The organism is Candidatus Frankia nodulisporulans (assembly GCF_902806475.1).
Classification (GTDB): domain Bacteria; phylum Actinomycetota; class Actinomycetes; order Frankiales; family Frankiaceae; genus Frankia; species Frankia umida.
In genome coordinates, this window is sequence record NZ_CADCWS010000108.1 from 1 (window position 1) to 12,894 (window position 12,894).

At 71.2% G+C, this 12,894-nt stretch carries 10 protein-coding genes and 1 pseudogene; 4 read left to right on the top strand and 7 right to left on the bottom strand.

All coding sequences use genetic code 11. From position 1 onward, the window contains the following. Positions 1 to 1,154 precede the first annotated feature (1,154 nt). Positions 1,155 to 1,577 (top strand): cold-shock protein, encoded by a 423-nt coding sequence (locus G6R24_RS11715; RefSeq protein ID WP_163549287.1) that lies wholly within the window; start codon positions 1,155 to 1,157, stop codon positions 1,575 to 1,577. 25 nt (positions 1,578 to 1,602) lie between these two features. Here the strand turns inward: G6R24_RS11715 and G6R24_RS11720 are convergent, their stop codons facing one another. Next, a complete protein-coding gene (locus tag G6R24_RS11720; RefSeq protein WP_163549288.1) occupies positions 1,603 to 2,517 on the bottom strand; it encodes a PhzF family phenazine biosynthesis protein in 915 nt (304 codons plus the stop codon). A gap of 186 nt (positions 2,518 to 2,703) precedes the next feature. On the opposite strand from G6R24_RS11720, the gene G6R24_RS11725 reads away from it, so the two are divergent. The 3 genes from G6R24_RS11725 to G6R24_RS22325 all read left to right on the top strand — a co-directional run bounded on the left by G6R24_RS11725 (position 2,704) and on the right by G6R24_RS22325 (position 6,095). Further along, complete coding sequence (locus G6R24_RS11725) at positions 2,704 to 3,387, top strand: TNT domain-containing protein (protein WP_225438420.1); 684 nt, start codon at positions 2,704 to 2,706, stop codon at positions 3,385 to 3,387. Positions 3,388 to 3,681: 294 nt separating this feature from the next. After that, positions 3,682 to 5,124, top strand: a complete 1,443-nt coding sequence (locus G6R24_RS11730; RefSeq protein ID WP_163549289.1) for an MFS transporter — start codon at positions 3,682 to 3,684, stop codon at positions 5,122 to 5,124. Then, positions 5,043 to 6,095 (top strand): M14 family metallopeptidase, encoded by a 1,053-nt coding sequence (locus G6R24_RS22325; protein WP_225438422.1) that lies wholly within the window; start codon positions 5,043 to 5,045, stop codon positions 6,093 to 6,095. The genes G6R24_RS11730 and G6R24_RS22325 overlap by 82 nt, the downstream gene beginning before the upstream one ends. A gap of 77 nt (positions 6,096 to 6,172) precedes the next feature. Here G6R24_RS22325 and G6R24_RS11740 read toward each other — a convergent pair whose 3' ends face one another. The 6 genes and pseudogenes from G6R24_RS11740 to G6R24_RS11765 all read right to left on the bottom strand — a co-directional run. After that, positions 6,173 to 7,375, bottom strand: a complete 1,203-nt coding sequence (locus G6R24_RS11740) for an amino acid kinase family protein (RefSeq protein ID WP_163549291.1) — start codon at positions 7,373 to 7,375, stop codon at positions 6,173 to 6,175. Then, positions 7,366 to 8,430, bottom strand: a complete 1,065-nt coding sequence (locus G6R24_RS11745) for an aspartate-semialdehyde dehydrogenase (protein WP_163549292.1) — start codon at positions 8,428 to 8,430, stop codon at positions 7,366 to 7,368. Before G6R24_RS11745 ends, G6R24_RS11740 begins: the two co-directional genes overlap by 10 nt. A gap of 64 nt (positions 8,431 to 8,494) precedes the next feature. Next, positions 8,495 to 9,307 (bottom strand): SDR family NAD(P)-dependent oxidoreductase, encoded by an 813-nt coding sequence (locus G6R24_RS11750; protein ID WP_163549293.1) that lies wholly within the window; start codon positions 9,305 to 9,307, stop codon positions 8,495 to 8,497. Between the two features lie 212 nt (positions 9,308 to 9,519). Then, the gene (locus tag G6R24_RS11755) at positions 9,520 to 10,275 is read right to left on the bottom strand and encodes a hypothetical protein (protein ID WP_163549294.1); all 756 of its coding nucleotides are present in this window, start codon (positions 10,273 to 10,275) and stop codon (positions 9,520 to 9,522) included. A gap of 53 nt (positions 10,276 to 10,328) precedes the next feature. Next, a complete protein-coding gene (locus tag G6R24_RS22330) occupies positions 10,329 to 12,278 on the bottom strand; it encodes an iron-containing redox enzyme family protein (protein ID WP_225438421.1) in 1,950 nt (649 codons plus the stop codon). Between the two features lie 332 nt (positions 12,279 to 12,610). Further along, positions 12,611 to 12,894 (bottom strand): annotated as a pseudogene (locus G6R24_RS11765) (hypothetical protein); the annotation flags it as partial.

Consider the following 12,894-nt stretch of genomic DNA (forward strand, 5'->3'; position numbering starts at 1 on the left):
CCCTGGATGCCCGCAACCACCTAACCCACGATCAAAGCGCTACCTGACCAGTTACGTTTGATTTTTGTTACTTAGAGTAATCGTAGTGCTGTGTCTTCGGTTGTGGCTGGTGTGCTCTCGAGGCGATCCCGGCCTTTCCATGCCGGGGTGGCGTCGATCTTCGGTCTCGGGTTGCAGCTGGATTTCTAGCTCCCTGACCTGGACTTTTGCCCTTGTGTGCACTGGAGTGCATGCATCGGGGCGGCTCGTCGGCTATCTCGGTGCGACGGACCATCCACCCCCATCCTCAGGCGGGGCCCGCTTCCGCTCCCGAGATCAATCACTGAATGTGATGACTCTCCGGAACATCGAGTGCGGACTGCTTCCAGTCGCCTGTCGTCCGGTCGAGGGGTGCCGCGCGGCTGTCGGTGTCGGTGTCGGCGCTGAGGGGCGAGGGCGCTTCCGATCACTGGGTGAGTCGCCGGGGCGAGGATGTGATGTGAGCTCGCCGCCGGGACAAGCCGGCGGGCTGGCTCCCGCGGGTGCTGTCACCAGCTGACGGTGTTGTAGTCACGGCGGGCGCGGGCCGCGGACGGTGGCCCTGGCTGCGACGGTCTGCCAGGTGCCAGGTGCCAGGTGCCAGTGGGTCGGGTGCCGGTGGGTCGGGGTCGGTCGGGTCGGGGGCCGGGTCTGGGGCGGAATGGGTGCGGTGGTGGCGCCCGGGTTGCTCTGGCCGGAGTGTTGGCATTGCGGGCGGGCATGTGGGTGGTCTGCCGATACCGGGGCACGGGGGTGGTCGGGTGGTGCTTCGCCCGGGTGGATCGATCGCCGATCGGTTCTGCGTCGAGAGAGGGGGGTGGAACCGGCCTGTCGACATCGTCAGGATAGTACCGTCGAATGCGACTATCGAACATGTGATCGATATCATGGGCTCTGCTCCCATGCTCGCGGAAGTGGTCGTCAATGGGAGCCGAGTCGGGTCGGATGGTCGATGAACCCGCTTCGGCCGAGTCGCTGTCGGGCTGCGCGTCGGGCGGCGGTTCGGAGTCGGTGCACAGAGTGCTGGCGGGGCGGGTATGCTGAGTCCCCTTAGGTCGGGTCCGCTGTGTTGGTGGTGGAGTGGTACGGGCTGTCACGGCGGGGACAAAGTCTTTCTGGTGTTGCTGAGGTGAGTCGTGAGTACAGGTAAGGTTCTTCGGTTCGATCAGGTTCGTGGCTATGGTTTCATCGCCCCGAGCGACGGCGGCGACGATATCTTTCTCCACGCGAACGATCTGCTGGTGGAAAAGCATCTTGTCGTGCCGGGTGTCCTCATGGACTTCAAGGTGGAAGAAGGCGAACGCGGGCTGAAAGCCAGTGCGGCCCGCATCGTGGGCTCGGCGCCGGAGCCGTCCGTGTCCCCGATCGCGCCGGTGCGGGTTGTCTCGCACGCGGAGGACGCCGACGGGTTGTGTGACGTCCTGCCGGTCGGGGAGCTCACGCAGGAGGTCACCGAGACGCTGCTGCGGGTCGACCCGGCGTTGACGAGCACGCAGATCGTGCGGATTCGCGCCGAGCTCATTCGGATCGCGGAACGCTACGGTTGGGTCGAGAACTGATCCGGTCGCCGCGTTGGCGGCACGGTCAGAGCAGGGCCGTGCCGCTTAGGCAGGTGATGGTCGCACCCGCCACCCAGACGGTCCCGTCGGGGTCCACGGTGATCCGTACCCGTCCGGCGCGGTGAAGGGCCGCACCCTGGCTGACGGTGTAGGGCGGGTGGGCCCGTCCGGTGGCGATCAGCCACTGGGCGACGGAGGCGTTCAGGCTGCCGGTCACCGGGTCCTCCACGGTGACGCCGCCGCCGCCCAGGAATGCGCGGACCTCGAAGGCGGTCGGTGAACCCGGCGGCCAGGGTCCGACCACACCGATGCTCCCGTCGACATCACGGGGCCGTAGGGCGAGGACCGCCTCGGCGCTGTCGAGTAGGACCGCGATCCAGCCCGGTCCGTTGTCCGCCCAGGCGGCGTCGACGATCTCGTCCGGGGGGATGTCCAGCATCGTCGCGAGCCCCGCGAGCAGGCCCGGGTCGACAGGTCCGGTGCGGCGCGGCGGTGGTGCGGCGAAGGCCAGTCCGTCCGGGGTGCGGCGCAGTGGGATGAGTCCGGCGGCGCATTCCTGACGGAAGCGCGTCCGGCTGGCCGCGTCAGCCTGGGTCTCGAGCCAGGCGTGGCAGGTCCCGAGGGTGGGATGGCCGGCGAAGGGCAGCTCCGTCGACGCGGTGAAGATCCGCACCCGGTAGTCCGCCGCGGGCGAGGTCGGGGGCATGACGAAGGTCGTCTCCGACAGATTGGTCCAGCGGGCGAAGGCCTGCATGGTCGCGGTGTCCAGGCCGGTCGCGTCCAGAACCACGGCCACGGGATTGCCCAGCAGCGGCGTCGTGGTGAAGACGTCCACCTGACGAAACGGCCGCGACGTCGGCGTGCGGGTCGGCTCCTGCGCGCTGACGGAGAACTGGCCGGGTGGTGCCGGGGCGGGGTGGTCGCCGTCCACATCCGTCATGGTCAGCAGCGTAACCAGGGCTGAGCGCGGTGGGTGTCGATGCCGGCCAGCCGGTCACCCGCGCGGCTGGCGGTGCGCCACGCCACGCCGGGGCACACACCAGCGTCACCTTCGTTCGCGCGAGGGGCCACGATGTTACTGTCCGCCACCATTGCGTGCTGGCAGTGATGGGGTGGAGGGTCGCGGGTGAGCGCTCGGAGGTTGGTCGCGTCGGCGGTGGGCGCGCTGGCGCTCGTGTTCGGCGGGGCGACGACGGTTCAGGCGGCATCGCCGCCGCTGGTCACCGGAGTGCCGGCGCCGCAGGTGCGCCCGCCCACGGTGTCGCTGGACACCTGCTCCACGCAGCTCTACCAGCAGGACGCGCGGCTGGGGCCGGCGAACCTGCCGCTGCTCGGCGAGGTCGGGCATCAGCTCTACTTCTGGTCGCGCACCGGGGATTTCCCGCAACAGCGATTCCTGCAGGTCTTCTGGGACCCGGCGTTCGCCGGCTGGCGCTACCCGCCGCAGGACGGCTTCGTCCTGCGGCCGGACGGCTCGCCGGTGAAGGCTGTGACCGTCCTCGCCCCGGGGTCGGACGTCGACCGCTACGGCGCCGAAGGCGGCCGCTATCTGGCGCCCGCGCACACCCCTTACCGTGAGCGTTCGATCCCACCGTCGAGCCTGGTGGACAGCCCGGCGGCCGGCTGCGACTACCACGAGTACCGGATCCTGCGGCCATTCGCCGTCTACGGCGGCCCGATCGCGGGCTGGTTCGGGCAGCCCGGCGGCGGACTTCAGTACCAGCTGGACGGGACCCTCATTCCCGGTGCGCCGGCGCGGGTGGACGTCTCCTGGTTGCTCGGCCACGGCTTTCTGTACCGGGAGCGCTGACAAGCTCCGGTGGATGTTGTGAACACCTTCGGCGGGTGCCGGGAAGACCGGCGATGACTGACGGAGGGCGTGGCTGTCCTGTCCGGAGGTGGCCGGTCGAGATGTGGATTGCTGGTCCGAACGTTCGGAGCCGGTGCTAGCTTCAATCCGCATCTGCGGATTAGATGTCGGCCTTCAATCCGCAGATGCTGGCTGGTAGCCGAGAGTGCGGCCCAGTGATCGGCGACAGTGGCCAGAGGCCGGGGCTGTGGGACGAGAGACATCGAGCAGGTACACACCGAGCACGTCGGTGAGATGAACCGGCGCGGCGACGCCACGTCCGGGGGCGGCCACCGCGCGGTGCTGTGGCTGCTGCTCGGGGTTGTGCTGCTGTCGTCGTCGGCGTTCGGGGTGCTGCTGCTCGGCCCGTTCGTGAAGACGGTCGGTGGCACCGAGCGGACCTACGGGGCGTTGTGCGCGGCGGCGGCGATCCCCACCGCGATCGCCCTCGCACTGCTGCTGCGCCATCCGCGGGCGGTGGCACCGAACCTGCTGCTCGGCGGATCATGTCTGGTGTACACGGCGGCCGCGGTGCTCGCGGCCAGCGTGCACTCCCAGGGGCCGGCGCTGGTGGTCGCCGCGATCGTGCTGGGCACCGCCTGGGCGGTCACCTACACGGCCGCCCCGATGATCGCCTCCGAGCTGTCCGACGACCGTAACCGCGCCACGCTGATCGGCTACGCCACCGGGACCATCCAGGCCGGTTTCGGTATCGGGCCGGTGCTCGGGAGCGGGCTGCGCGACGCGGGCCTGTCCTACCAGCATGTCTTCCTGGTCGGTGCGGGCCTGGCGCTGGGGGCCGTGGTGCTGGTCGTCCCGCTGACGGTGCAGCTGCGCCGGCTGGCGGCGGCGAACGCGGCCCGGGCCACGGCCGCGCCAGCGGTGTCGACATCCGGGTCGCAGCCAGCGCGGGCGGGGGGCACACCGGCCGGCGACGACGGTGGTGCTGGCAGGGACGTGCGGCGGATGCTGCGCTCGCCGAGCGTCGTGCCGCTGACGATGGTGCTGCTCAGCGCCTGCGTGTTCACCACGATGAACAGCTTCCAGACCACGTTCGCCGACAGCCGGCACCTCGACTTCGACGTGTTCTACGTGACCTACACGATCGCCGTCATCGCGGTCCGGCTGGGCCTGGCGCGGAGGCTCTCCGACAGCGCGTCCGACCGGGTCGTCGCCCTGACCACCCTCGGGATGACAGCAGCCTCGGTCGCCTTCGTGTTCGTGGGGTCCAGCCCGGTGCTGTACTGCTGCACCTACGGTCTGGGGCTGCCGGCCTTCCAGGCCCGCGCGGTCAACCTGGCCGGCCCGGCCGAACGGGTGCGGATGCTGCCGATGGCCGGGCTGCTGTTCGAGGTCGCGATCCTCGCGTTCCCGATCGTCGCTGGCGCGGTGGTGGACAGCCACGGTTACCGCGGGCTGTTCGTGTTGCTCATCGGGATCACCAGCGTGGTGACCGTGCTCGGCCAGGTGCGCGGTCAGGCCCGTGGCCAGGCGCGGCCTCCGGCCGTCGGTGCGTCGGCGCCGGATCAGCCAACCGGCCGGCGCGCCCCGGAACTGACGGGAAGGACGGGCAGGTGTACTTCAGCGCGGACTACGCCCAGGCACGGCGTCGTTTTCTGGACGCGGCCGTCGAGCGCGGCGCGCAGCTCGCGTCCAGCACGTTGGACGGGCTGCTCGGCCCGTCCGGCGAGGCGCTGACCACCGACGTCGCCCGGATCGGCGCCGCCACGGGGCCGGCGGTGCTGGTCCTGGTCAGCGGGACGCACGGCATCGAGGGGTTCGCCGGGTCCGCCTGCCAGCTGCGTGTGCTGCGGGAGACGGCCTGGACGGACCTGCCGATCGTGTTCGTCCACGCGCTCAACCCGTTCGGCTTCGCCCACCGCCGCCGGGTCAACGAGGACAACGTCGACATCAACCGCAACTTCATCGACCACGACCAGCCGCCGGCGCCTCGCGGTTACGGTGAGCTGCACGACGCCCTGCTGCCCGGCGACTGGGAGGGCCCCGCCCACGCCGCGGCCGACACCGCCCTGTTCGCCCACGCCGACCGGCTTGGCCTGCGCGAGGTGCAGCAGCGGATCACCGGCGGCCAGTACACCCATCCGGACGGTCTCTTCTACGGTGGCTCGGCGCCGAGCTGGTCCCACCGCACCTGGCACTCCACCATCGGTACCTTCCTCACCGGCTACGAACGGGTCGCCTACATCGACCTGCACAGCGGCCTCGGTGCCCGCGGCGCCGCCGAGCCGATCTTTCGCGGCGGCCCCGATCCGGACGCTCCGCGCCGCGCCCGCGCCTGGTTCGGTGACGTCCTCACCGACTCCGAGGAGGGCACGTCCAGCTCCACGCCGATCGGCGGCAACTCCGCCCGTGCCCTGGTGGCACAACTCGGTGACCGGCCGTCCGGCGCCCCCGAGATCACCGCCATCACCTGCGAGTTCGGCACCCAGGACGGCCTGACGGTGCTGCGTGCCCTCCAGGGGGACAACTGGCTGTGGCAGCAGCGCGGCCCGGTCGAGGAAGCCGGGCGCGCCCACATCGGCGACCTGATGCGGGCCGCCTTCAACCCGGACGACGCCCAGTGGCGCACCGACGTCCTCGACCACGGCCTGGACGTCATCACCCGCGCCGCCACCGGTGTGCGCGCCGCCGCCGACCTCCGCCGCTGACCGCTCCGGCCGGCGTCAGCGCGCGGACCGCCGGTAGGTCGGACGGTCCGCGGACGGTCCCGGCGGTGGGGTGCTGGTCAGGGTGCGGGTGGCGGGGCGCCGGCGGTGGCGAGCGGGGACGGTCGGAAGACGGCGTCGTGCGCGGCGCGGGCGACGGCGGGGGCGTCCTCGGCGGTGACGAGCCGGTGCTCGAGTCGGCCGTCCAGGAACAGCGTGGTGACCAGACGTAGCTCGGGGCACGGCCGCAGGCCGCGGCCCCGCAGATCCCGGACCGTGTCGGCGAGGACCAGCGACGACCTGTCGGGCTGGACGACGACGGCGTCCGAACCCTGCGCGGTGAGTTCGGCGCAGAGGTCGTGGACGAGCGAGGCGGCGCCGGTCCAGACCGCACCGTGGGTGTGGACGAGCACGGCCGCCGCACTGGTGGCGGCCGTACCCACGATCGAATGGACTCGGCCCTCGGGCAACAGCGAGCGGCAGTGGATCTCCACCTGGTGGCGGCGGGCCCAGTCGACGGCGCTGTGGTGCAGGACCTTGGCGCCGTGGCGGGACATCGTGATCATCGTGTCGTGGTCGACGGTGGCCAGGGTGCGGGCGGTGGGAACCAGACGGGGGTCGGCGGTGCAGATACCGGGGGAGTCGGAGAAGATCTCGCAGGCCGGGGTGCCGAGTGCGATGGCGGCGGCGATCGCGGACAGGTCCGAGCTGTTGCGGCCGAGCATCACCGGGTGGCCGGTGGCATCCAGGGCCTGCCCACCGGGGACGACCAGCACCGTCCCGGCAGGCTGGCCGGCCAGGCGCGCGGTGAGCGCGGACGGGTCGATGGCCCGCAACTCGGCGCTGTGCGGCTCGCCGGCGCCGAGCAGGCCCGTGTCGGCGGGGCCCAGCGGCAGTGCGGTGAGGCCCGCGTCGCGCAGCGCGGCGGTCATCACCGCGACGTTGACGGTCTCACCGGTCATGAGGGCCGCGGCGAGCAGTTCCCGGTCGGGGTCGGGGCTCACGGCCCGCACCGCGTTCGAGAGCCGATCGGTCTCCCCGGCGACCGCGCTGACCACGACGACCGCCCGCCTCCGGCCGGACGTGCCGGCCGGATCGCCGGTGGTGTCGTCGAAGGCGGCTGGGCCCCCCGTGCGCAGCCGCTCGGCGATGTAGGTGGCGATCCGGCGGTGCGCGCCGGGGGCGGCGAACGCCGCCCCGCCGAACTTCAGCACGAGCGCCTCGGCCGAGGCCGACTCGTCCCCGAGGTCCGATGCGGCCGTCAGCTCAGTGGTCAGCGCCACCAGGGCATCCCGGCGGCGAGGGCGACGATCTGGAGGGCGTTCAGGGCGGCGCCGACGGTCAGGTTGTCGGCGACGACCCACATCCACAGGGCGTGCGGGTCATCGGGGTCGGAGCGGACCCGGCCGACGTGCACGAGGCGGCGTTCGGTCGGTGAGGAGCACACGAACCGTGGCATCGGATAGGCATCCGCGGGGCTGCCCGCGGGCTCGGGATCGCCGTAGACGCGCAGGTCCGGCGCGGCGCGCAGGGCGCCACGGGCATCCTCGGGGCGGACGGGGGCGGTGAAGGTGACGTGCACGGCCTCGGAATGGCCGTTGATGACGGCGACCCGCACCGCGGTCGCGGCGACCCGCAGACCCGGCAGATCCATGATCTTGCGGGGTTCGCGGCGCAGTTTGCGTTCCTCGTGGGAATGGCCGTCGTCGTCGCGCAGGCCGATCTCGGGGATCAGGTTGAACGCGAGCGGCGGGCCGAACCTGCCGGCGGTGGTGTCCGCGGGGTCGGCGCCGTCGAGCAGGCCGCGGGTGGTGTCGGCGAGCTGTTCCAGGCCGCGCAGCCCGCCGCCGGACGCCGACTGGTAGCTGGACACGATCACCCGGTCGATCTCGCCGATGTCGCGCAACGGATGCAGCGCCCGCACCAGCTGGATCGTCGAGCAGTTCGGGTTGGCCACGATCCCGCGGGCCGGCCGGGTGGCCAGGGCCTGCGGGTTGACCTGCGGGACGACGAGCGGCACGTCGTCGTCCATCCGAAAGGCCGAGCTGTTGTCGACGACGAGCGCACCGGCCGCGGCGACGATCGGGCCGTAGGCGGTGCTGGTCGGGGCGCCGGCGCTGAACACGGCGACGTCCACCGTGGACGGGTCGAACTCCTCGAGCGCGACCACCGGTTCGACCTTCAGGTTCAGGCCGAGTTCCGCGCCGAGGTCGCGCCCGGCCGACCCGCCCGAGGCCACCGGCACCACCCGGTCGACCCCGGGTACCAGGCCCGAGTCCAACAGGGTCAGGCACTCCCGGCCGACGACTCCGGTCGCGCCGATGACGGCGATGTTCACGTGCGATTCCCCCTGGTAGATCGATGGCGAGGTGCTGTGCTGTGGTGCTGTGATGCGCGGCCGCTCAGGCGGAGGCGTCGGTGTCGGTGTCGGTCTCGACGGCCTTCTCGTCGGCGAAGTTGGCGTCGAGGTCGACCCAGCCGCCGTCGACGAAGAGGACCTCGCCGTTGACGTAGCTCGCGGCGTCCGAGGCGAGGAACACGGCGGGGCCGGCGATCTCGGCGGGCTTCGCCCAGCGGCGCAGCGCCACCTTCTCCGAGTAGGCGTCCGCCCAGGCCGAGGACGAACGGATCGGCACGGTCAGCGCCGTCTCGACCGGGCCGGGGGCGATCGCGTTGACCCGGACCCCCATGGGCCCGAGTTCGGCGCCGAAGACCCGCACCATCTGGGCGAGCGCGGCCTTGGTGCCCGCGTAGATGACCTGACCGGGTTCGACGGCGCGGCTGGAGATCGACGAGATGACGATGATGCTGCCGCTGCCCTGCACGGCCATGATCCGTCCGGCGCCGCGCAGGACGTTGAAGGAGCCGCGCAGGTTGACGTCGGTGACGGCGGTGTACTCGTCGTCGGTGTAGTCGATGAGCGGCTTGCGGATGTTGATGCCGGGGGTGCCGACGGCGATGTCGAGCCGCCCGTGCTCGGCGGCGACGCCGGTCAGCAGCGTGTCGACATCGGCGGAGAGCCGGACGTCCGTGGTGGTCGCCTTCGCGGTGCCACCGGCGGCGACGATGGTGGCGGCGGTCTCCTCGACACCTGCGGTGTCGATGTCACCGCAGTCGACGGTGGCGCCCTGGGCGGCCAGGCTGATCGCGATCGCACGGCCGATACCGGACGCGGCGCCGATGACCACCGCGACCTTGCCTGTCAGATCCAGCACCTGTGCTCCTGTGTCCTGGGACCCCACCGCGTTGTTGGGCGACGGCGGTGGGGTCGGGGTGGGTGAAAGAAGAACCGGCCAGTGTTCGGGGCGGTTACGCGGAGCGGGCGGAGGCACGCGTGGACCGGTGGTTCTGGTCGGTCCGGCGGACGAAGTTCGCCAGGATCGCCTCGACGGTCTCCGCGGGAATGCGCACCACGCACAGAATGCGGTCACCGGGCTCGGTGTGCCGTTCGAAATGGGCGTTGACCCGGGCGTCGTCGCAGCGTGGACGGGTGCGGTACAGGTCGCGGGGCACGCCGATGCCGGTGAGGCGCCCGCTGGAGGCAGCGAAGGGCGCGTGCGGGGCGAGAGCGGCCGCGATCTCGCGGGCCAGCGCCATGACCCGCGGTTCGCGGCCGCCCGCGCCCTCCCCCCCACCATGGCCAGCGCCGCCCGTCGCCACCCGCACCCCCCGCCGGGGCCGTATCTGTCTCCGGGGCCGTACCTGTCTCCGGATACAGGGCGGCGCCGGGCAGTTCGCCGTAGGAGCGCATCGCGCAGTAGGCGACGGGGTTGTAGGTGCGCAGCGCCGCCAGGTAGGGGAAACCACCGGTGACGATGACCTCCTCGAGCAGCGCCAGCCAGCTGGTGGCGAACACCTGGCCGCCGCGCAGCCGGGCGCCGACGAACTGGATGCCGATGTGCAGGAACGGCTGGCCGGACGCGGTGGCCGCCCAGCTCGCACCGAGCGCCGACACGGGTGCGCCGCTGTCGCGTTCGACGCCGACGACCAGATGCTGCGCCTCGCGCAACAGGTCTGGCCGGGCCTCGAACAGGGCGTCCATCCGCAGGTCGGGCAGGGCGGCGGTCAGGCCCGCCCGCAACCAGTGATGCTCGGCCTCGCTGAGCGGGTCGGTGTCGCGGGAGAACCGCACGACGTTGTACGCCGACGCCTGGCCGGTGGGGGGCTCGTCGAGACGGGGCATGACGGTCCGCGACGACGGTAAGTCGGGCATCGTGGCCTGACCGGCCGCCGCGCTCAGGCGAACCGACCGGCGAGCGAGCCGGCGGCCTCGAAGGAGTTCTTCGCCGGGGCGACCACGGCCTGGTAGAGCTCGAGGAAGTAGGCCACCCACAGGTTCGCGACGATCCTCATGTGCTGGATGACCTTCGCCTCGTCCTCGGTGGAGGACACCAGTGAGGTGAGCACACCCCAGACGAAGTCGGCGTGCTCGTCGTCGATGTCGGTACCGACGTGGCGGCGGGCGCCGGCGACCTTCTCCCGGCCGAGCTTCTCCTCGAGGTTCTTCACCCAGGACGGCTGCGTCTTGGTGGTCGTGTACTCGACGAAGTACACGCTGCACAGCAACGCCAGCGGGGTGCCCTCGAACTCCATGCCGTACTGCAGGTAGCCGGTGAGCAGTTTGGTGGCCTGGAACGGGTCGGTGGAGTAGATCTCGTCCTTGGTGACACCGATGCGACCGAGGTCGCCGGCGAACCACTCGTCGTGGAGCATCTCGTCCTCGACGTAGTGGGCCCAGGCGGCACCGCGGACCGGGTCACGCTTGGTGAAGTAGTTGATGGCCAGCGCGTCGATGGTGCGCTTGCGGCGCAGGCGCAGGATGGTCTCGATGTTGTGGCGCTTGTAGTACTCGAGGTTGAGCTCCTCGCCGCGGGCCTGGTGGTCCGCGTAGGGGATCTCGGCGTAGAACTTGGCGATCATGGCGTCGAGCAGGTCGTCGACCTGCGTGCGCAACGCGCCGAGGTCAGCGGTGCGGGCGGCGGCGGCCGCACGTGGGTCTCCGTACCAGCTGCGCGGGTCGTCGGTCATCGCGGGCCTCCTTGCGTGGGGGACGGTGACGGGTGGGCGGTGACGGTCGGGTGGGCTCAGCAGCCACAGCTGGGAGTGCGGCGCCGGTTGAGCCGCCGGGTGGGTGTCGCCGCGGGGACGGCGCGGACGGGAGCCGGCGATCCGGATACCGCTTTCCGCGTCGGTGATGACCGTGTCGGCGCAGGTGAAGGTCAGGGCGTACCGGGTCGTCGGGGTAAGCCCGAAGCCGAGGTGGACGGTGCCGTCGGCGCCGCCGAACATCTCGTTGAGCCCGCAGTTGCCGGGCTGCTGGACGAGTTCGGGGTTCAGCCCGATCCCGAACTCCCAGACGATCCGGTAGGACTCGTCGGCGGCGTGGAGCTTGCCGAGCGCGTCGACGGCGCGCTGACCGGCGGGGTCGATGGCGCGCACGTCGGTGACTGCGCCGTCGGCGAGGTCGAGCACGATCGTCGCGTCGCGCAGCACGTCGAGGTCGGCGAACAGGTCGGCCTGCTCGTCGAGGACGGCCGGGTCGTCGCCGCGGTGCACGATCGGCGCGCCGCGCAGGGCGATGCTGCCGTGCAGGGCGAGCCGGCTGGCGGTGTCGAACCGGTAGAGCCCGGTCGGCGCGGCGCTGGCCTCACCGGACGGCGCGATCTGCTGCTCGCCCGGGCCGAGCACCCCGGCCTGCTGGTTCCACTCGTAGTCACCGGAGATGCCCAGGCGGGCCGAGGCGTGGCCGGCGTGGTCGGCCAGCAGGACCTCGTCCGCGTCGCCGAGGGCTTCGAACAGCCGGTCGGCGCGGGCCTCGAGCGCGGCGCTGTCGGTGCGCTGCACGACATCGAGGAAGTAGGCGACGTGCGCGTCGGTGACGGGAGTGGAGCCACACGGCATGACCGCCAGGCGCCGGCCCGGCCCGATCTCCGCGGGTTCGGGGGAGACCAGGAAACGGTCGGGGCAGATAACGAACACGTCGGCGTCGGTGGGCGTGCGCGGGTCGCGCAGGGCCTCGGCGAGGCTCTGATCGGCCTCGATCGTGCGGTGCACGACCTCGCGGTAGCGGACGCTTTCGGTCAGGGCGAAGTCGGCGGCCCGGTCGGCCTGGGTGAGCAGGCAGAACGTGTGATGCGGGCCAGGGAACTCCCGATGGGAGTCGGGATGCACGACGAACTGTGCCATGAGGACCACCAGGATGCGCGACACGACGGAAAACGGAACGGTGGAGCACGAACGGCTGTGCGCGTGGCGGGCGGGATGACCGGGTGGAGAACTCGGGGCCGCTGGCGAACCAGCGTCGGACGCGGCGTGAAAGCGCCCTGAGTAGGGGTGGGCCGACCCGGTCCAGTCGACCCACCCCTACTCCGCGGCGTATCAGCCGAGGAGGGTGCCCAGGTAGCGGTCGTTCTTCTTCACCTGGATCTTCTTCTGCGCGACCTTCTCCACAGTGATCACCTCCTTCCATTCATCCACGGTAGTGCGGTGAGAGACGAGGAAAACCTCGCCCCGACCGGTCAGGTGGCCAGACCAACCGGACTTCTTGGGGGTGCCGCCGAGGATGTGGCATCGGTCGGCGTGCCGAGCATGACGTCGCCCTGGTCGTTACGGACGACGGTTCCCGGGGAAATGATGTCGAGGTGGTACTGCGTGAACGGCGTGAGCCCGATCCCCCAGTGGAGGCAGCCCTGGGTTCCGCCGTAGACCTCGTTCATCGCGTGATTACCGGGAAGAATGTTCAGGGTGGTGTTCAGTGCGTGGCCGATCTCCCAGACCAGTCGGTATCGGGAGTCTACCGTGA

What these genes read in the sequence shown, in the direction of transcription:
- G6R24_RS11720 (WP_163549288.1), bottom strand. Translation starts at nt 2,517, where the DNA reads ATGACGGATGTGGACGGCGACCACCCCGCCCCGGCACCACCCGGCCAG.
- G6R24_RS11730 (WP_163549289.1), top strand. Translation starts at nt 3,682, where the DNA reads ATGAACCGGCGCGGCGACGCCACGTCCGGGGGCGGCCACCGCGCGGTG.
- G6R24_RS11755 (WP_163549294.1), bottom strand. Translation starts at nt 10,275, where the DNA reads ATGCCCCGTCTCGACGAGCCCCCCACCGGCCAGGCGTCGGCGTACAAC.
- G6R24_RS22330 (WP_225438421.1), bottom strand. Translation starts at nt 12,278, where the DNA reads ATGGCACAGTTCGTCGTGCATCCCGACTCCCATCGGGAGTTCCCTGGC.